We start from the raw sequence: 17,878 nt of genomic DNA on the forward strand, positions 1-17,878 counted from the left end.
AAATGAAGGGAATCAGAACAGGAATCTGGTGCCCGTCACGAGCGGAAATCGAAATGAAGGGAACCAGAATGAAATCTATCAACCTGCATCAGCTGGAATTCCGAACCTAATCAAGCAGAAACCAGGCAGAAGCCCCGTCGGGAAAAAGAGTGTCATTGGTCCGTCCGGAGAAAACAGCTGCATGATTTTTGGAGGAAAAACTCACGCTCTGACCAATAAAAAAAGACTGTAAGCAAATTCAAAATCCATTGAATTTGTCAACAGCCTGCTTCAGTGGTAATGCAAGGTATTTTTTTATTTATCTTGTTCTGTTAAACAGTATTATCTTTACTGCTTTTCAATACTGACCTTTAACAGAGTATTTATTTAGTAAAAACATTGACCGTTTCATTTACTGTTCCATAAGGCATATTTGCAGCCATCTGTGGTGTTGAACCAGCACCATAAGGCGAATTTGAAGCCATTTGAGGTGTTGAACCAGCGCCATAAGGCATATTAGAAGCCATCTGGGGTGCTGCTCCAGGTGCACCGTAAGGCATTTGTCCCATTGGATATCCACCTGCATAAGGCATACCGTATGGCGGATATGGATAATATGGAGGGCAGCAAGGCCGGTTAAAAAGGAATGGTCCCACTGCTAAACCAGCTAAACCACCTGCTAAAAATGGCAGCAGTCCAAATCCGAAAAAGAAGCGTTCATCATTTCCGTGTCTAACCGGATAATAGTATGGGCGATAATAATGAGGATACATAAAACATACCTCCTTTCTCTATTTACAGTGTATGGTACAAATTAAGCTTTGCGCCTGTCCTCGCCTAGGACAGTGAAGATGACCATTCATCGATGCGATATCGGATGGAGACTTTTTCATTATTCTTTTGTAGTAATAAAGACCTATTTATGGTACTGTTGAAAAAAATATCCAAGAAATATAGTAAAAACAACCTTTTTACTAGTACAATAGATATAAAAACAGGAATGCTGTCAGTTGAAAAGGGAGAAGTTATGACTCATCTGAAAAACTTTTTAATGAATGAAGAGAATTTTAGAGAAAATCAAAAATTAAAGGAAATTTTATTTGAAATCATATTTCATCATGTGGCTGATGCGATTTTTATTATGAAGGTGGAATATGACCCTCAACCAAGATTTAAATATATGTTTGTAAATGAAAAAGGACAATTGCAATCCGGGGTGGATCAGGGACAAGTGGGGATGTTCATGGAGGAAGTCCTGGAGAAAGAATTGTTTGAACATTTAAATGGGCAATACTTAAACTTATTGGAAAATGGTGATCGATTATCCTTTATCGATGAAATACGTACGGCGGACGGAAATTTAATGACAAATGAATCATTATTGACAGCTATCCGTAATGATAAGGGAATCATCGATTTTGTGGTAGCGGTATCCAGGGATATTACTGCATCAGTTCATGAAAGAAAACGATTGATTGACAGCGAGCAGCGATATCGTTCAATCATCGACCACAATATGGATGCGGTTTTTTCTCTTGACCGGAATGGGGAAATACTTGAAGCGAACAAAGCGAGCGGCTCACTGTTAGGATTTAGTGAAGAAGACTTGATCGGCTGTTCTATTTATGATTTCGTTATCGAAGAGGAAGTATTTGCGATCAAAAATGTGTTGGAGCATTGTTTAAGCGGGGAATCCATCGAGAAGAGTGCTTGTTGGCTTTCAAATAAAAGGGGTCACCAGTTGCTTGTCCATTTAAAAAGCATCCCGATCATAATCGATGGGGAGATTCCAGGTATATATTTGATAGTAAGGGATATTACCGAGCATTCTCAAAATACGGAAACGATCAAGTATTTGGCTTTCCATGACCAATTGACCGGGTTATGGAATCGCCGGGCACTTCTTGATCATTTGCAGGATGAAATCCCCAGTGCCATGAAAATCGGAAAGGAAATGGCATTATTGTATTTGGATTTAGACCGCTTCAAATTTTTTAATGATACACTCGGGCATAAAACAGGCGACGATCTGCTGAGGACGATTGCAGAAAGATTGACAAGCTTATCTTCAGTCAACTATCGCATTTACCGGCAGGGGGGAGATGAATTTATCATCCTTCTATTCAATGGATCCAGGGATAGTGCCGAAAAGGCAGCACAAGAAATCATGTCTAAATTCAGTGAGCCCATGTATGTGCATAACCAAGAATATTATATCACCCCGTCCATCGGCATCAGTATATTTCCTGCCGATGGAAAAGACACGGAAACATTAATCAAAAGTGCCGACAGCGCATTGTTCCAGGTAAAAGAGAAAGGGAAGGCGCACTATCGCTTTTATCAATCCGATATGAATGTCGCTTTTCCAAACTTCATATTAATGGAGTCGCATCTTAGAAGAGCGATTGAGAAAGAGGAATTGCTCATCTATTATCAACCGCAAGTCAATCTCGCTACCGGAAAGATAGAAAGCTTCGAAGCGCTGCTTCGCTGGCAAAATAGAAAGTTTGGGTTTGTTACACCTTCTCAATTTATTCCGTTGGCTGAAGACACGGGGCTGATCATTCCTATCGGCGAGTGGGTGATTGAAAATGTGTGCGAACAATTAAGCAAGTGGAGGAGTAAAGGATACCAGAGCGTAAGGGTAGCCATCAACATATCTCCAAAGCAGTTCCAGCAGCACCAGCTACCTGATATCATCAATCGTTTGCTTAAGAAATACAAATTGCCGCCGGACTCCCTTGAAATAGAAATTACCGAAGGTGCCATGCAGGACACCCGAACAACATTGACTATGCTGAACCGGCTGAAAGAAATCGGCATCATAATATCAGTGGATGATTTTGGAACGGGCTATTCCTCATTGAACTATTTGAAGAGGTTTCCATTGGATATCTTGAAGATTGACCAAACATTCGTCAAGGAAATCCAGCAAAGCTATAAAGATGCGGCTATAACAAAAACGATTATCCACCTTGCCCACAGTCTCGGGTTGGAAGTCGTGGCTGAAGGTGTCGAAGAAATGGAGCAGGTCGAATTTCTCTTGAATGCCAATTGCCAAAAAGCACAAGGTTTTTATTTCAGTAAACCGGTCAGTGCATTGGAGATCGAGGAAAAAGTTTTAGTCAATCAATAATCCGTATTATGGACTTGAAGTGTAAAGTGTAAACAAAGAAATCTCTGGTATGGATAAGAAACGGAATGGGAGCCTTGTTGTCCCAAGTCCCCTATTTACATAAAGGGTCAACGGATACTTTTGGTTAATGTGGTACATGCCTTCTATATATTTCCTGGCATAGGGTGGTGTTACAACCGGCCCGTAAAAAGGAAGCTTGATCTGTCCGCCGTGGCTATGTCCGCTTAATTGCAAATCTGCTCCTTCGACTGAAACAGCATCAGCCAGATCTGGTGCATGGGATAGGAGAATGGTGAATTGACCCTTCTTTTCATTACGAAGAGCTTTTTGTATATTGGGAGTTCCGAGCATTGCATCGTCCAAGCCTGCAATGTGAATCGAAGCACCAGATGCTGTCGATATATCTATGCCTTCATTTTTGAGGAGTCTAAAGCCCGATTTATTCATGACTTTCCTATAAATATCGGTTCCATAACCTCCGTGGTCGTGATTCCCGTAAATGCCTATTTTTCCAAATGGTGCATGGAGATCAGTCAAATAGCTTGAAAGATGGTCGATGTGATCATATTGATTCGGAACATCCATTAAATCACCTGTAAATAATATCAAATGCGGGGACAACTGCTTCATCAGCAGTAAATGTTTTTTTAGCTGGTTGATTGAATATTGGAATCCTAAATGTGTATCACTGAATTGGAGGATCCTGAAGCCATTGAACTCCACTGGGATCTTTTTATTGAAAATTGGAATCTGTGTAATATTGATGCGTCTAGTTTCTATGTTTTTTGAATAGTAATAGAACAATGCATTTATGGCAACCACAGAAAAGTAGGTTGCCATTAATTTTTTGATGAATTTTCTCCTGGAGATTGTGATTCCCATGTCCTTCAACCTTTCCCATTTGCTTGTGTAGATAAAGCAGTTCTATTTTGACAATTATGCAGAACTGATTTAAAGTATTACAAATGTAGTCGAATACTTCCTACTGAAGCAGAAATCAACCTTTTGGTTAATAGCAACAAACTTTTTGATAAGAACGTTGCAAAAACACAATATGTCAAAAGGAGAATCCACTTATGAAAAGATTCGAGCAAATGGAATTGATATTATTGCCGATTGAACAAGGGTTGATTAAAATATATGTTTATGGTTTCAATTCAAAAGGTGCATGGGGACGGGTTTATGCTGAACTGAATGAATCCAACATAAGCATTAAAGGTTATCATCGCAAAAAGACCATTATAAAGGCCCTTTCGAAGCTGAATGAGAAACTATTGAACAAAGCTGACTCTTAAACTAGCAAACGATAAATTGGCAATAGAGACAGACATGCCCTTGTCTGGACCTGGAAGAATAACCAGGTTTTCAGGTGAAGGTTGTCTGTTTTTTTATGCAGAAAGTAGTAAGAATATTGCGAATGAAAGAGAGTGGCTGGTATAATGAATGAGTATTCATTCAACAAATAGGGGGGAAGGGAATGAAAGATAAAGTAGTTATCGTTACAGGCGGTTCAAGCGGAATGGGGAAATACATGGCTAAAAAATTTATTGATTCTGGTGCGAAAGTGGCGATCACCGGAAGGAATAAAGAAAAATTGGAATTGGCAAAAAAAGAAATCTGTCCAGAATCTGACCAACTCATTCTAATACAAATGGATGTAAGGGAACCGGATCATGTAGAGCGGATGATCAAAGAGACAGTGGATGCATTCGGTACGATCGATCATCTAGTCAATAATGCAGCCGGCAACTTTATTTGCCCTGCAGAAAAGCTATCGGTCAATGGATGGAAATCAGTCATAGACATTGTACTCAATGGAACTTTTTATTGTTCAAGATTGGTAGGGGAATATTGGATTAATAATGGCGTGAAGGGAAGCATCATCAACATGGTTGCAACCTATGCATGGAATGCTGGAGCAGGCGTCATTCACTCGGCTGCAGCCAAAGCAGGTGTTTTATCCTTGACCCGTACATTGGCGGTCGAGTGGGGCCATAAATATGGAATCAGGGTCAATGCCATTGCCCCTGGACCAATTGAACGTACAGGAGGTGCAGACAAACTGTGGGAATCTGAGGAAGCGGCTAAAAGGACGTTGAACAGTGTTCCGCTTCACAGGCTTGGAACCCCTGAAGAGATTGCTGAACTAGCATATTTCTTATTTTCTGAAAATGCGGGTTACATCAATGGAGAATGCATAACAATGGATGGCGGGCAGTGGCTGAATCCATTCCCTTTTTAATCATCCACCAATAAACAAAGTTCATGTTGTCGTTAAAGGTATCGGGAAGCTCTTATCTCGATGCCTTTTGCTTTCATAGCTGTCCACGTTCCGCAAAGGTGGATGTTCACACAATTTCATCATTTGAAGTTGAATGAATATCATCAAGCAGTATTTTTTTATTAATGAATTCTAGATGTCTGTCTATATGATATAATCATTGATAATCTTTTTTACGGAGGGCAGCTATGGATGCATTAGAGATATTGACCAATCAAGATAAAGTAGTTCCGTATTTTCAGGCAATATTCAGTGCAGATGAGCATAAAGTTATCGGCTATGAAATATTGGGGAGATATGAAACTGAAGCAAAAGTTGAGAGCTTGGGGCCATTTTTTTTTGATAACCAAATTCCTGAAGAGTATCGCATTGAAATCGATAATCTTGTTCTTTCAAAAGCCTTCGATAAAATCCTCAAATTGGACCAGCAACCATTAGTATTCGTGAACCGAGACATTGAATTATTGATGTTGGACAGCGGCGAGCAGCTTATCATGATCCTTCAGCACTATGAACAAAAGGGGCTCTCATTGGAAAAAGTGGTCCTTGAAGTCAAAGAAGGAAGCTATAAAGGAGAAACAGGGGACTTGCATCATTTATTGCGCTATTTAAAAACGCTTGGAATTAAAATTGCGCTTGATAAAATGGGCGAAGAAAGCGGGCATTTGGATAAGATCAGCCAGCTTTCCCCGGATATTCTAAAGGTCGATCTTAAACCGCTCAGAAATGACTTAAACAATACAACGTTGAAAGATGTACTTTATTCCTTTTCACTGTTGGCAAGAAAGATTGGCGCTTCATTATTATTCGAAAATATAGAAATGGATTATCAGCTGCAATTTGCATGGATTAATGGAGGCCGTTATTACCAAGGATTTTATCTTCACCATCCAGAGGCTGCTTTTGCAGATACATCGATTTTTAATGAAAAACTCCGTGTTAAATGTGAAAAGTTCATTGTACATGAAAAAAATAAACTCCTGAAGGTTTATGAACTTTCTGATCAACTGCAGGACTTAATCTTTTCATTTTTCCAAAATCCCAAGAAGCTACAAGATCCATATGATCATCTTCTTGAACAGGTTTCATTGGAATTCAGCCAGATGAGTTTTCGTTTATACATTTGTGATGAAAACGGTTTTCAGCTCTCATCCAACTTCTTCAGAATAGGAGAAAATTGGGAAATACAAGAGGGATACAATGGGAAGAATTGGAGCTGGAGGCCGTATTTTCTCGAGAACATTGTTAAAATGAATCGGGATCAAAGGGGACTTTTATCAGATTTATACAGTGACATAGAAACCGGGGAGAATATCCGTACTTTTTCATATCCACTAAGGAATAATCACTATTTATTCATGGACTTGTCCTATGAATTTTTATATGAGCAAGAGGGCCTGCTCCGTTGATCGATGTATATTTTGCAACCGCTCTGGAGAATTTATGATTAAACGTCGTAAAGGAGCGGATGATGCTTGAGTTTATATATGATCTTACTTACGATTATCGGAGTGGTTATCGTGGGTGGTGCATTGATTTACACCCTCATGATCGGAAAAGGACAAAAAGCGGTTGATGGCGAATTTGATGCATCTGTGTCAGATCCTGTAAAAAGACACTCTTATTTGAGAAATCCCATCTTCCTTACATATATCATCGTTATTTCTTTGGCTTTATTATATGTATTGTATGAAGTGATCCAGCATAGATATTAATTGAGAGGCTTGTCAGAATGTACATTCGGGCAAGCCTGATTTGTTTGTCCATGAAAAGGGGAGGGTAAACGAATGATAAGAAAAAAGTCGGTTCTTGTATGTATTTAACGAACGGTTCATAGCATATCGACAAAATCCTATTGTTAGAATGAAGAAGTAATCAACGGGATGCGGGGAAGGAGAGAGAGAAATGAGATGGGCAAAATATGTAATTGGCTCCTTAGCAAGTATTTGCTTCATGGTTCTGCTAGTATTTGCTGAGCCAGCTTGGGCAGATGAGATGGATGGTCCTTCGATAGCAAAAGTAAAAGAAGCGTTTCAAGCGCAAGTATCATTGAGTGAAAAGGAAAGAACCATGCCGGAAGTCATGCAGGTTTTGAAGCCGTATTTCACGGATAAGTTTGTGGACATATTTTTACAAGCGAATTTAGTCAAAACAAAAAGTGGTTATCAAACGTTCGGTTCTGATTTTGCGCCATACTATATTCCATTTTTTTCTTATGACAAATCAAAAATGAAAATTGTCCAAGATGGGGGTGATTTCTTTGTGATTGAAAAATTTGTAGACGATGGCGATGGACCCGTTTCTTTTCCTGATGGGTATCAAGGGGTGAAATTTTTAAAAACAGGTGAAAATGAGTGGAAAATCGATGAGGTCGAAACAAATATACCCGATCGGATCATTGAAAAAGCGGATGGGCAGGTTCCATATGTAAAGGGGAAAAAGCCCGGTCAAATTCATTCGTTATGGTCAGATTTTTCCCGTTTTCCAATAGGCTTCATGATTCAAGCACCACGCGCAATGACGTCTCCTATTAACGTGATAAATCAGGTTTGGATCGCAAGTGACATTTACAGCCTGAACCAAGCATCAATAAAAAAGACGATGACGATGGAATGAAATACCATACATATAGGAAGTTGACTCTTGGGGCAAATGAAATTAATAATCACCCAAAGAGCCATTTCCTTATTTTATTTTCAGCAAGGAAGTGATTTTTTCCTGATCGAACCCAATGATGGCCTCTCCATTGATCACAATGACAGGTGTTGAAAAAGCATTATACGTTTGCATAAGCTCTTTCCTTGCAGATGGATCACTTTTTATGTTTTTTTCGACAAACTCTATATGATTGTCCTTTAAAAACATTTTGGTGAATTCACATGGTGGACAGGCTGGCTGCGAGTAAACAATAACATTTGCCTTCATTCGTTTTCCCCTTTCAGGATATACCAATCTCGGTAAATAGTTTGACCTATTTTTTAAAATCTGTCAAAACCACATCAAAGTTAGGACTCCAACCCGAATGACCGAAGTAAATTCTTTCTAAGTGCTTTTCTTTCAAAAGTGTGATAAAGTTTAACATTGAATTTGGATTGAATCGATTTAAAGTTCCTGCCGATCCGGAATTATTCTAAATGGGACTTTGTTATCATTCTCTCCTTAGGGAATGGGATGATAGGATAAAGTAGGGCATCAGATTGATCGCTACAGATCCAATCTAGCCTTGAATAAATCCATGTACATTCTAAAAAGGATCAGGCATAATTGAAAGATTTTTCTGATTTTCCCTTAGAAAAAATTATTAGAGTATAATGTACACGGATAGAAAAATCATTTCCGTAAATGATACATTATAGAGAAGAAGGAAAGGAGATTTACTATGTCTCAATTATTGGGTGTAATTCAACGATTGAAAGCTATGCAAGATACAAAAGATTCTGGAGAGGTACCACAAAGATTGTTCGAAATGAATGGAAAAACATTGTGTCAGGTGAAATATTTTCCTTCTACAGGTACGTTTGAGCTGGAAGTATATGATGATGATGCGAAATCAAATAAATATCAATTTGATGATATGGATATTGCAGCAATTGAAATCTTCGACCTTCTGCAAGAAGAGCGCGATCCTTCCTGATCGGTCAAGCAACTGCCATTGAGCTTTTTAGAGAATCTCAAATTCATGATTATTGATATTATTCTGAGGGCCTTGAGGGCTCTTTTTTTTATGCAGCCTGGAATTGCAAATAAGAGAATTCTTCAGCACCATTATGATCAATAATTACCTAAATCAGAATTGTGAGTTCAATTCTTAAAGAAAGACGACTGTTATGTATATGTGTTAAAATGGAAATGAACGTGTATGTATTTTTTTAAACGAGGGAGTTTTTATGATTACAGTTCAAAGTAAGGAATTTTTAGAAACACCGATTAATGATTTCATTATTCCATCAGAAAAAGTAGCACATGTTCAAGTGGGGAACAATCTGGAACATGCCTTGCTGCTATTGACCAAAAGCGGCTATTCTGCCATTCCCGTTCTAGATCCACAATATAGATTGCACGGATTGATCAGTTCTCCGATCATTACGGAATCCATTTTGGGGTTGGAACGGATCGAATATGAAAAGCTTGAAAATAAAAAAGTGGAGGATGTCATGATCACGGACTTCCCCAGAATAAAAAAAGATGACATTTTTCAAAAAGTGCTGGACCTTTTAGTCGATCATAATTTTTTATGCGTTGAAGATGAGGACGGAGTATTTGAAGGGATACTTACCCGTAGAATCATTTTAAAGCAACTAAAAGGACATATTTACAAAATGAAACATTCAGAATAGAGGCTGTCCCGATGAGTTTTCGGCTCCTCCCATAATCATCATGGTATAGTCCATTTCATGAACTTGGATACTAAGCCGAGAGAGGAGTCGAAATGCAGGGGCAGCCTTTTGTTTTCTGCACCATAGGAGGATATCGATGGAAACTGCTAAAAAGCAAGTGGAGCAAATAGAAAAAAAACAAACGAAGAGGCCGCTGGTTCTTGCTTCGGTTATGCTTGCAATGTTCATGGGGGCCATTGAGGCAACGATTGTATCCACCGCAATGCCTGCGATAGTGGGGGACCTCGGTGGATTTTCCTTATTCAGCTGGGTATTTTCTTCTTACTTATTGATGAATGCTGTTACCGTACTCATTTATGGGAAATTATCCGATATTTTTGGCAGGAAACCGATCATCATTACGGGTATCCTACTATTTTTAACTGGATCTACGCTTTGCGGCTATTCGGGGAGTATGACACAGCTAATTATTTTCAGGTTCATTCAAGGGTTGGGGGCAGGAGCTGTTCTGCCGATTGCCACTACAATTGTCGGTGACATATATTCAAAGGAAGAAAGGGCGCAGATACAGGGATACCTTTCAAGTGTATGGGGAATTTCTGCCATTATGGGTCCTGCAATCGGTGGATTTTTGGTTCAATATGTTGATTGGAAATATGTTTTTTGGATCAATATCCCTTTAGGGCTGCTATCCATTGCTGGTTTGATTCTTTTCCTTCATGAAGATATTGAAAAGAAAAAGCCATCCATTGACTACGCTGGTGCCATTTTACTGACTGCTGCCATCAGCTCGATCATGATTGTTTTGGTGGAAGGCGGAGTGCATTGGGCATGGACATCCTATCAGGTCATCGGATTAATTGTCTTATTTATTTTAGCCTTTTCCGCATTCATTTGGCAGGAGCGGAGGGTGGAAAATCCGATGATGCCATTTGAAATTTGGAGAAATAAATCCATATTTATTGCTAATTCCGTTTCATTGACGACTGGGGTCATGTTGATTGGACTTTCAAGCTTCCTGCCCACATTTGTTCAAGGTGTTATGGAAAAATCTGCGACAATTGCCGGGTTTACTTTGACTGCAATGTCGATCGGCTGGCCAATTTCGTCTGCATTGGCAGGCAAGCTGCTTTTGAAAATAGGTTTCAGGGCGACTTCTTTAATGGGAGGCGCTTCATTGGTCATTGGTGGCGTGCTATTTGTTTACATGACACCGGAAGCAGGACCGATATGGGCTGCGTGCGGATCATTCTTTGTAGGGGTGGGAATGGGGTTGACTTCAACTGCCTTTATTGTATCCATTCAAAGTAATGTAGACTGGAAAAAGAGAGGGATTGCGACAGCATCGAATATGTTTATGAGGAATTTGGGAAACACTGTTGGAGCGGCGCTTCTCGGAGGTTTGCTTAACAGCAGGATCCAGGACTATTTGCATCAACATGGCGGTCAAGGCGACCAAGGCCTGACAGTTGATTCTGCCAACCAGCTGTTGAAAGCTGCAGAACGCAATCGTCTTTCCATGCACGTTAGAGAGCTTCTTCAGCATAGTCTGACCAATGCTCTTCATTTTGTGTACATGGTGGTGCTTTTATTTGCCATCATCAGCGTCATTTTTATTTTCTTTCTCCCAAAAGAACAAAAAACAAGTTAATAATGCAAACGAGAAACTGTCCTTGATCCTTCAAGGGCAGTTTCTCGTTTCCTTGGATCTGCAGTCATAAAGCTTGCTCAGTAATGAAGCCAGCTTTATGACTATAGACAGATTCATAGAAGAATTGAGTTTGCATACATCAAGTTTGCAGAGATCTAAAATCACGAATGCAATGCTTCATATCCCAGTTGGAGGATGAGCAGCAGGGTGATGGCGTTAAGTAAATATTTCACTTGCTTCAATGAGAGTCTTTTTGCCAGCCGGACCGAAACCATGGCCCCTATAAAGGATCCTGCAGCTTGGCATACCCCGATTTTCCAATCAAAATTTCCAGCTCCCAAGTACATGAAAAATGCCCCTAAACAGCTGACAAAGGTTTGGAACCGGCTTAATCCCACCGCCTTTAAATACGAAAAGCCATTCCGCAAATATATGATCATAAGCAATGTTGCCTGGCCTGGCCCGAACATTCCGTCGTAAGCGCTTATGCTGAATAAATATGGAAACATCCGTTTGGTGATTTTGTCCTTGGCACTGCCCTGCTTTGTTGTTGATTTTTTGAACAGATTAAGAATTAAAGCAAATGAGAGCAGACAAACAGCGATGATTTTCATATGTGTCTCACTGATGGAGTTGGTCAGCACCCCTCCTGCGATTCCGCCGGCAACAGCAAATGGCGTGATCGATAATGCCAGTTTCATCGTTATCTCTTTCTCCTTCAATAAATAATAAAAGCTGGAAAAAGAGCTGATGATGTTTGAAAACTTTGCAGATGCAATGGCAGAATGAACGGGTACACCGATTAATAGCAACAAAGGCATTCCGATCAATCCTCCGCTTCCAGCAAGCGTGCCTACAAATGTTGCTGAAAAGCCTATACATATGACAAGAAGGAAAGTCAATTTCATCCCACCTTTCATTCGTATCATATGCCTTTATTATCAATAATGAAATTTTAAAATTTTTAAGATATAATATAAGAAAAACTTATGGAAAGGGAGGGATGAATCATGACCTTTTCTGAGTATCAATTGTTAACGGTCCTTGCCCAGGAAATGAATATGCGGAAGGCTGCTGAGAGGCTTTTTGTTTCCCAGCCTGCCCTTTCCCAACGGCTGCAGAATATAGAGAAGCAATGGGGGACGAAAATATTCATACGGTCTCAAAAGGGGCTGTCCCTTACGCCTGCTGGGGAGCTTGTTGTCCAATTTGCCCAAGAAGTAATAGAGAAGGAAGAGAAAGTAAAGGAAGAGATGCAGTCGCTGGATGCCAAGGTTCATGGAACATTGAAAATTGCCTGTGCCTCCATCGTTGGCCAAAACTGGCTTCCGCAAGTATTGAAAAGGTTCGTCCAAAAATATCCCCATGCCAAGATTTCTTTGATTACAGGTTGGAGCAGTGAAATCATTAAAGCTTTATATGATGACGAAGTCCATATCGGCATCATCAGGGGCACCCCGGATTGGAAAGGTCCGAAGCTGCATCTGTTTAAAGACAGCCTGTATTTAGTGGATCGTGAAATAGACAAGATAGAGGATGTCATGAAAACAGATCGCCCTTTCATCCAATTCAAAAGCGATTCCAACTATTATCAGGAAATACAGGATTGGTGGCATCGACAATTCCAAACCACGCCAAAAAGAACAATTGTGGTCGACCAAATAGAAACGTGCAAACAAATGACCTTCAATGGGATAGGCTACGCGATTTTGCCTGCTATTACGCTCAATGGAGGGGAAAATGATATCTTTAAAATACCATTGACTGATGACCATAATACGATGTTAAATCGGGATACATGGCTGCTTGGATATGAGTCCGCATTTGAGTTGAAGCAGGTCAATGCATTTGTGGAAGTGGTCAGGGAGCATTTACAATCTCATCCAACGGCATTTTAATTCTTGTTTTAAACTCTCTTGTTTGTTAAAGTATTTTTCAGGTATACATAGAATTTAGGAGGAATGCCCATATGAAAATGATGGATGCTAACGAAATTATTTCGTTTATTCAAAATAGTAAAAAGTCCACACCTGTGAAGGTTTATGTGAAAGGTCAGCTGGATGGGATCGATTTCGGTGCCGATTCACAAACATTCATAACAGGAAACACTGGAGTGGTCTTTGGCGAGTGGTCTGAAATCTCAAAGGTCCTTGAAAATCATAAGGATGACATCGAGGACTACGCACTTGAGAACGACCGCCGTAATTCTGCCATTCCATTGCTTGACTTGAAGAATATCAAAGCCAGAATCGAGCCCGGCGCGATTATCAGAGATCAGGTGGAAATCGGAGAAGGTGCGATCATCATGATGGGGGCTATGATTAATATTGGTTCTGTCGTAGGAGAAGGAACCATGATCGATATGAACGTCGTGCTTGGAGGACGTGCCACTGTCGGGAAAAATTGTCACATTGGTGCCGGTGCTGTCTTGGCCGGGGTCATTGAACCTCCATCAGCTAAACCTGTCGTCATCGAGGATGATGTCGTGGTTGGAGCAAATGCTGTTATCCTGGAAGGCGTTACGGTCGGAAAAGGTGCTGTCGTTGCCGCAGGAGCGGTTGTAGTCGATGATGTTCCACCTAATACGGTAGTAGCAGGGACTCCTGCACGTGTATTAAAGGAAATCGATGAAAAAACAAAATCAAAAACGGAGATTAAAAAAGAACTTCGTCAACTTTAATATAAGCGGGGCTGTCTTTTGGGCAGCCTCTCTCTTTGTATAGGGGGAGCATGATATGACGCTAAATCGATACATTCAAATCAGGCGTGAACTTCACAAAATACCAGAGCTCGGGTTCAAGGAATTCAAAACCCAGCAGTTCTTGCTTCGATATTTGACGGAATTACCCTCAGAGCGTATGGAAATCAAAAAATGGAAGACAGGATTGTTTGTAAAGATAAAGGGTCGGAATCCACAGAAAACAATTGGATACCGATCTGATATTGATGGTTTGCCGATTGAAGAAAAAACCTCCCTACCTTTTCAATCAGAGCATGAGGGCTGCATGCATGCCTGCGGGCACGATTTTCATATGAGCATCGCTCTTGGCATCCTTACACATTTTGTCCACCACCCAATCGAAGACGATTTGCTATTCATTTTTCAGCCTGCCGAGGAAGGCCCTGGAGGCGCACTACCGATGCTTCAAAGCAAGGAAATGAGTGAATGGCGGCCAGATACGATCTTTGCGCTCCATATTGCCCCGGAATATCCGGTCGGCACAATCGCGACTAAAGAAGGGCTGCTGTTTGCCAATACATCCGAGCTATTCATAGATCTGGAGGGCAAGGGTGGGCATGCAGCCTACCCGCACCTTACAAGGGATATGGTGGTAGCTGCAGCACATCTTGTGACCCAGCTTCAATCGATTGTTTCAAGAAATGTGAATCCACTTGAGAGTGCAGTGGTTACAATCGGTAAGATCACTGGAGGAACGGTGCAAAACATCATTGCTGAGCATGCAAGATTGGAAGGGACGATCAGGACCTTCTCAAATGAGTCGATGCAATCAGTCAAAGAGCGGATAGAAGCCCTTATCAAAGGAATAGAGGCAGGATTTGGCTGCAAAGCTGTCATCGATTATGGAAGCATGTACCACCAAGTATATAATGATGAGGAATTGACAAGGCAATTCATAAGCTTTTTAAAAAAGCATCCTGGCATTGAATTTGTGAATTGCAAAGAAGCTATGACAGGAGAAGACTTTGGCTATATGCTTTATGAAATACCAGGTTTCATGTGCTGGCTTGGTGTACAATCCGAATTCGGCCTTCATCATGCCAAACTGAATCCAAATGAAGATGCCATTCCGTTTGCCATCGACACCATGGTAAACTATATTCAAACATTATAAATGGTTTTTTTCGTAAAGCTCGATTCTTAACATTTGTTGCTATTCATCATGTTGGACAAAATTGATTTCCACGCAGGAGGCCCGCAGTCCCCTCCGGAGTCTTTGACCCAAGCCATTAATAAAAGGGCAGTTCCCTTATGCTACTATGCATAAAGGGACTGCCCTTCGTTCATTGCTATTCTTTCTTTTCGATGAATACTTGATGAGGAAATGGAATTTCAATGTCATTGGCATCGAGTGTTTCTTTAATCGCTTTTCTAAGCTTCCGTTCAATCCCCCATTGTTCCCCGTTAGCTGTTTTGGCAATGATCCGAAGGACGATATCAGAGGAACCTAGGTTTTGAACGCCGAGAACATTCGGACCTTCAACTATATTTTGATCTTCTTCGCCAATCCGGTTGCACATTTCCTGAAGCACCAAAATGGCTTTGTCGATATCGTCTTCATAAGAGATCCCGATATCGACCAGTGCTCTCATATTTCCTCTGGTATGGTTGCTCAAACTGGTGATTTCCCTGTTTGGAACATAATGAAGCGTTCCATCGAATCCTCGTATATGAGTCGTGCGAATCCCCACATTCTCAACAATCCCAGAAAAACCTCCTGTGGTGACGTAGTCTCCGACATCAACCTGACGCTCCAAAAGAATGAAGAATCCTGTTACAATGTCACTCACAAGTCCTTGTGCACCAAATCCGACGGCGAGCCCTACAATCCCTGCTCCTGCAAGGATGGCAGTCACTTGAATGCTGAATACTTGAAGAACGGTCACAAAGAAGATGAAAATCAAAATGTAAGAAAAGACATTCTTTGTAAGGCTTTCAAGTGTTTGGGCACGTGATTGGGAAACATTATTTCGTTCCTTATATTTTGTGAATGCGCTTGAAATCACTTTGTTGCCGAAGCTTCTGATGATTAAGTATGCTATGTATATGGCGATGAGCTTTAATACAATAAAGCCGATTTTGACAAAAAGCGCCCCCCAATCATAATGGGCGATCCTTGCACCCAAATCAATGAATGAAAACATTAAATCCAATTCCATCATCCTTCCGTCTCATTATGTATGTGTATCCTTTGTTAAAGGGAAGACCTCATAAACCATGCATTTTGTTTTATTCCCACAAAGAGAAATGTTAAACTAATGTTTGTCGATCCCTGTAATGAATATTAACAAAAATTTTGTCGTTTTTCGAATGAATTGATTATTATTGTAGAATTTAGGGAAAAACATGTAGTGTGGTTTCATGTCTTGTAGGCTTATTAAAATAGAATCATTTTTATATTAAATTAATTATAATAAACGTTGACTATCCAAGTAGGCTATACTATAATGTTTATTGTTGAAGATTGAACAATTGAGAATTACATATATATATTCTCAATTAAATAAATATTTGGAGGGATTTAATCATGGCAGAACGCATGGTAGGCAAGCAAGCGCCACGATTTGAAATGGATGCCGTACTTGCTAATAAAGAATTTGGTAAAGTAAGCTTGGAAGAAAACATGAAAAACGAAAAATGGACAGTTTTATTCTTCTATCCAATGGACTTTACATTCGTATGTCCTACGGAAATCACTGCACTATCCGATCGCTATGATGAATTCGAAGACTTGGATGCACAAGTTATCGGTGTTTCCACTGATACGATCCATACCCATTTAGCATGGATCAAAACAGATCGCAAAGAAAATGGCCTTGGGGATCTTAATTATCCATTGGCTGCTGACACAAATCATGAAATTTCCCGTGAATACGGTGTCCTGATTGAAGAAGAAGGTGTAGCGCTGCGCGGCTTGTTCATCATCAGCCCTGAAGGCGAATTGATGTACCAAGTAGTTAACCATAACAACATTGGACGCGACGTAGATGAAACGCTTCGAGTACTTCAAGCGCTTCAAACTGGCGGCCTTTGCCCGGCAAACTGGAAGCCAGGCCAAAAAACGCTTAACGTTTAATTAAAAGCGTAAGCGCCTCGAACAAAGGCGAACGTGATATCAACAAGGTCTAACTTCAGGTTAGGCCTTTTTTCAAACCATGGACGAAAAAGGAGGATTTACCCATGAAACTTAGAGAACCTATGCCAGAGCTTAAAGGGGCAACAGAATGGCTGAATGGGGAAGTTACACGTGACGATCTGGTCGGTGAGAAGCCTACGTTGATTCACTTTTGGTCGATCAGCTGCCACTTATGCAAAGAGGCGATGCCTCAGGTCAATCAATTCCGTGATGAATACAGAGATCAATTAAACGTGGTTGCAGTTCATATGCCGAGATCTGAAGATGATTTAAACATCGAGGAAATCAAAAAGACCGCTAGAGAACATGGGATTACCCAGCCTATTTTCGTTGACAGTGAGCATAAACTTACTGATTCATTTGATAATCAGTATGTTCCGGCTTACTATGTATTTGATAAAGAAGGGAAACTTCGTCACTTCCAAGCTGGCGGCAGCGGGATGAAAATGCTTGAGAAACGTGTCAACCGTGTCCTGGATGAAATGAACAAAGTTGAATAATATAGAAGAAAAGAAGGCTTTCCGATTGTGCTTCCACATTGGGGAAGCCTTCTTTTTTTGGTTCTATAATATTTGTTGGGGTTCTTACACAATTTGAACAAAAAAATGCACGTAATCA

At 40.4% G+C, this 17,878-nt stretch carries 20 protein-coding genes; 15 read left to right on the forward strand and 5 right to left on the reverse strand.

The genetic code is table 11. The features are described from left to right. Nucleotides 1–232 (forward strand): hypothetical protein (locus D9X91_RS22660; protein WP_158598392.1); only part of this gene is annotated, 232 nt, incomplete at its 5' end. A gap of 130 nt (nt 233–362) precedes the next feature. Here the strand turns inward: D9X91_RS22660 and D9X91_RS22795 are convergent. Then, nucleotides 363–752 carry a hypothetical protein gene (locus D9X91_RS22795; protein WP_199738158.1) on the reverse strand — a complete coding sequence of 130 codons (390 nt, stop codon included), beginning with the start codon at nt 750–752 and terminating at the stop codon, nt 363–365. 254 nt (nt 753–1,006) lie between these two features. Here D9X91_RS22795 and D9X91_RS21705 point away from each other — a divergent pair, with 254 nt between their 5' ends. Beyond that, complete coding sequence (locus D9X91_RS21705; protein WP_199738159.1) at nt 1,007–3,115, forward strand: EAL domain-containing protein; 2,109 nt, start codon at nt 1,007–1,009, stop codon at nt 3,113–3,115. 6 nt (nt 3,116–3,121) lie between these two features. On the opposite strand, the gene D9X91_RS21710 is transcribed toward D9X91_RS21705, so the two are convergent. Next, nucleotides 3,122–3,997 (reverse strand): metallophosphoesterase, encoded by an 876-nt coding sequence (locus D9X91_RS21710; RefSeq protein ID WP_121682752.1) that lies wholly within the window; start codon nt 3,995–3,997, stop codon nt 3,122–3,124. A 194-nt stretch (nt 3,998–4,191) separates the two neighbouring features. Between D9X91_RS21710 and D9X91_RS21715 the strand changes: the two genes are divergently transcribed. From D9X91_RS21715 to D9X91_RS21735, 5 genes are all read left to right on the forward strand, one after another. Beyond that, nucleotides 4,192–4,410, forward strand: a complete 219-nt coding sequence (locus tag D9X91_RS21715) for a hypothetical protein (protein WP_121682753.1) — start codon at nt 4,192–4,194, stop codon at nt 4,408–4,410. A 182-nt stretch (nt 4,411–4,592) separates the two neighbouring features. Continuing rightward, on the forward strand, nt 4,593–5,357 hold the full coding sequence (fadH, locus tag D9X91_RS21720) for a 2,4-dienoyl-CoA reductase (protein ID WP_121682754.1): 765 nt from the start codon (nt 4,593–4,595) through the stop codon (nt 5,355–5,357). Between the two features lie 227 nt (nt 5,358–5,584). Continuing rightward, nucleotides 5,585–6,805: an EAL domain-containing protein gene (locus D9X91_RS21725; protein WP_121682755.1), complete on the forward strand. Its 1,221-nt coding sequence runs from the start codon at nt 5,585–5,587 to the stop codon at nt 6,803–6,805. Between the two features lie 66 nt (nt 6,806–6,871). Further along, complete coding sequence (locus tag D9X91_RS21730) at nt 6,872–7,111, forward strand: hypothetical protein (protein WP_121682756.1); 240 nt, start codon at nt 6,872–6,874, stop codon at nt 7,109–7,111. A 190-nt stretch (nt 7,112–7,301) separates the two neighbouring features. Continuing rightward, nucleotides 7,302–8,012 (forward strand): DUF3993 domain-containing protein, encoded by a 711-nt coding sequence (locus D9X91_RS21735; RefSeq protein WP_121682757.1) that lies wholly within the window; start codon nt 7,302–7,304, stop codon nt 8,010–8,012. Between the two features lie 69 nt (nt 8,013–8,081). Here D9X91_RS21735 and D9X91_RS21740 read toward each other — a convergent pair whose 3' ends face one another. Next, a complete protein-coding gene (locus D9X91_RS21740; protein WP_121682758.1) occupies nt 8,082–8,321 on the reverse strand; it encodes a glutaredoxin family protein in 240 nt (79 codons plus the stop codon). 454 nt (nt 8,322–8,775) lie between these two features. On the opposite strand from D9X91_RS21740, the gene D9X91_RS21745 reads away from it, so the two are divergent. The 3 genes from D9X91_RS21745 (at nt 8,776) to D9X91_RS21755 (ending at nt 11,384) form a co-directional block, all read left to right on the forward strand. After that, complete coding sequence (locus D9X91_RS21745; protein WP_121682759.1) at nt 8,776–9,030, forward strand: YkuJ family protein; 255 nt, start codon at nt 8,776–8,778, stop codon at nt 9,028–9,030. Between the two features lie 253 nt (nt 9,031–9,283). After that, on the forward strand, nt 9,284–9,733 hold the full coding sequence (gene cbpB, locus D9X91_RS21750; protein ID WP_121682760.1) for a cyclic-di-AMP-binding protein CbpB: 450 nt from the start codon (nt 9,284–9,286) through the stop codon (nt 9,731–9,733). Between the two features lie 136 nt (nt 9,734–9,869). Beyond that, the gene (locus D9X91_RS21755) at nt 9,870–11,384 is read left to right on the forward strand and encodes an MDR family MFS transporter (RefSeq protein WP_121682761.1); all 1,515 of its coding nucleotides are present in this window, start codon (nt 9,870–9,872) and stop codon (nt 11,382–11,384) included. 161 nt (nt 11,385–11,545) lie between these two features. Here D9X91_RS21755 and D9X91_RS21760 read toward each other — a convergent pair whose 3' ends face one another. Further along, nucleotides 11,546–12,286 (reverse strand): sulfite exporter TauE/SafE family protein, encoded by a 741-nt coding sequence (locus D9X91_RS21760; RefSeq protein WP_121682762.1) that lies wholly within the window; start codon nt 12,284–12,286, stop codon nt 11,546–11,548. 108 nt (nt 12,287–12,394) lie between these two features. Here D9X91_RS21760 and D9X91_RS21765 point away from each other — a divergent pair, with 108 nt between their 5' ends. The 3 genes from D9X91_RS21765 to D9X91_RS21775 all read left to right on the forward strand — a co-directional run bounded on the left by D9X91_RS21765 (nt 12,395) and on the right by D9X91_RS21775 (nt 15,238). Continuing rightward, nucleotides 12,395–13,282: a LysR family transcriptional regulator gene (locus tag D9X91_RS21765; protein ID WP_121682763.1), complete on the forward strand. Its 888-nt coding sequence runs from the start codon at nt 12,395–12,397 to the stop codon at nt 13,280–13,282. 71 nt (nt 13,283–13,353) lie between these two features. After that, entirely contained in the window at nt 13,354–14,064 is a 711-nt protein-coding gene (dapD, locus tag D9X91_RS21770) for a 2,3,4,5-tetrahydropyridine-2,6-dicarboxylate N-acetyltransferase (RefSeq protein ID WP_121682764.1), read from the forward strand. 55 nt (nt 14,065–14,119) lie between these two features. Beyond that, entirely contained in the window at nt 14,120–15,238 is a 1,119-nt protein-coding gene (locus tag D9X91_RS21775) for an N-acetyldiaminopimelate deacetylase (protein ID WP_121682765.1), read from the forward strand. 175 nt (nt 15,239–15,413) lie between these two features. Here D9X91_RS21775 and D9X91_RS21780 read toward each other — a convergent pair whose 3' ends face one another. Continuing rightward, the gene (locus D9X91_RS21780; protein ID WP_121682769.1) at nt 15,414–16,268 is read right to left on the reverse strand and encodes a mechanosensitive ion channel family protein; all 855 of its coding nucleotides are present in this window, start codon (nt 16,266–16,268) and stop codon (nt 15,414–15,416) included. Between the two features lie 383 nt (nt 16,269–16,651). On the opposite strand from D9X91_RS21780, the gene D9X91_RS21785 reads away from it, so the two are divergent. Continuing rightward, nucleotides 16,652–17,200 carry a peroxiredoxin gene (locus tag D9X91_RS21785; RefSeq protein WP_121682766.1) on the forward strand — a complete coding sequence of 183 codons (549 nt, stop codon included), beginning with the start codon at nt 16,652–16,654 and terminating at the stop codon, nt 17,198–17,200. Nucleotides 17,201–17,304: 104 nt separating this feature from the next. Next, nucleotides 17,305–17,760 carry a TlpA family protein disulfide reductase gene (locus D9X91_RS21790; protein WP_121682767.1) on the forward strand — a complete coding sequence of 152 codons (456 nt, stop codon included), beginning with the start codon at nt 17,305–17,307 and terminating at the stop codon, nt 17,758–17,760. The last annotated feature ends 118 nt before the right edge of the window (nt 17,761–17,878 follow it).

This window comes from Falsibacillus albus (genome assembly GCF_003668575.1).
Lineage (GTDB): Bacteria > Bacillota > Bacilli > Bacillales > DSM-25281 > Falsibacillus > Falsibacillus albus.

Excerpts from the sequence above, each read along its gene's own strand:
- D9X91_RS22795 (WP_199738158.1), bottom strand. The coding sequence starts at position 752 with ATGTATCCTCATTATTATCGCCCATACTATTATCCGGTTAGACACGGA.
- D9X91_RS21705 (WP_199738159.1), top strand. The coding sequence starts at position 1,007 with ATGACTCATCTGAAAAACTTTTTAATGAATGAAGAGAATTTTAGAGAA.
- D9X91_RS21710 (WP_121682752.1), bottom strand. The coding sequence starts at position 3,997 with ATGGGAATCACAATCTCCAGGAGAAAATTCATCAAAAAATTAATGGCA.
- D9X91_RS21715 (WP_121682753.1), top strand. The coding sequence starts at position 4,192 with ATGAAAAGATTCGAGCAAATGGAATTGATATTATTGCCGATTGAACAA.
- fadH (WP_121682754.1), top strand. The coding sequence starts at position 4,593 with ATGAAAGATAAAGTAGTTATCGTTACAGGCGGTTCAAGCGGAATGGGG.
- D9X91_RS21725 (WP_121682755.1), top strand. The coding sequence starts at position 5,585 with ATGGATGCATTAGAGATATTGACCAATCAAGATAAAGTAGTTCCGTAT.
- D9X91_RS21735 (WP_121682757.1), top strand. The coding sequence starts at position 7,302 with ATGAGATGGGCAAAATATGTAATTGGCTCCTTAGCAAGTATTTGCTTC.
- D9X91_RS21740 (WP_121682758.1), bottom strand. The coding sequence starts at position 8,321 with ATGAAGGCAAATGTTATTGTTTACTCGCAGCCAGCCTGTCCACCATGT.
- D9X91_RS21745 (WP_121682759.1), top strand. The coding sequence starts at position 8,776 with ATGTCTCAATTATTGGGTGTAATTCAACGATTGAAAGCTATGCAAGAT.
- cbpB (WP_121682760.1), top strand. The coding sequence starts at position 9,284 with ATGATTACAGTTCAAAGTAAGGAATTTTTAGAAACACCGATTAATGAT.
- D9X91_RS21755 (WP_121682761.1), top strand. The coding sequence starts at position 9,870 with ATGGAAACTGCTAAAAAGCAAGTGGAGCAAATAGAAAAAAAACAAACG.
- D9X91_RS21765 (WP_121682763.1), top strand. The coding sequence starts at position 12,395 with ATGACCTTTTCTGAGTATCAATTGTTAACGGTCCTTGCCCAGGAAATG.
- dapD (WP_121682764.1), top strand. The coding sequence starts at position 13,354 with ATGAAAATGATGGATGCTAACGAAATTATTTCGTTTATTCAAAATAGT.
- D9X91_RS21775 (WP_121682765.1), top strand. The coding sequence starts at position 14,120 with ATGACGCTAAATCGATACATTCAAATCAGGCGTGAACTTCACAAAATA.
- D9X91_RS21780 (WP_121682769.1), bottom strand. The coding sequence starts at position 16,268 with ATGTTTTCATTCATTGATTTGGGTGCAAGGATCGCCCATTATGATTGG.
- D9X91_RS21785 (WP_121682766.1), top strand. The coding sequence starts at position 16,652 with ATGGCAGAACGCATGGTAGGCAAGCAAGCGCCACGATTTGAAATGGAT.
- D9X91_RS21790 (WP_121682767.1), top strand. The coding sequence starts at position 17,305 with ATGAAACTTAGAGAACCTATGCCAGAGCTTAAAGGGGCAACAGAATGG.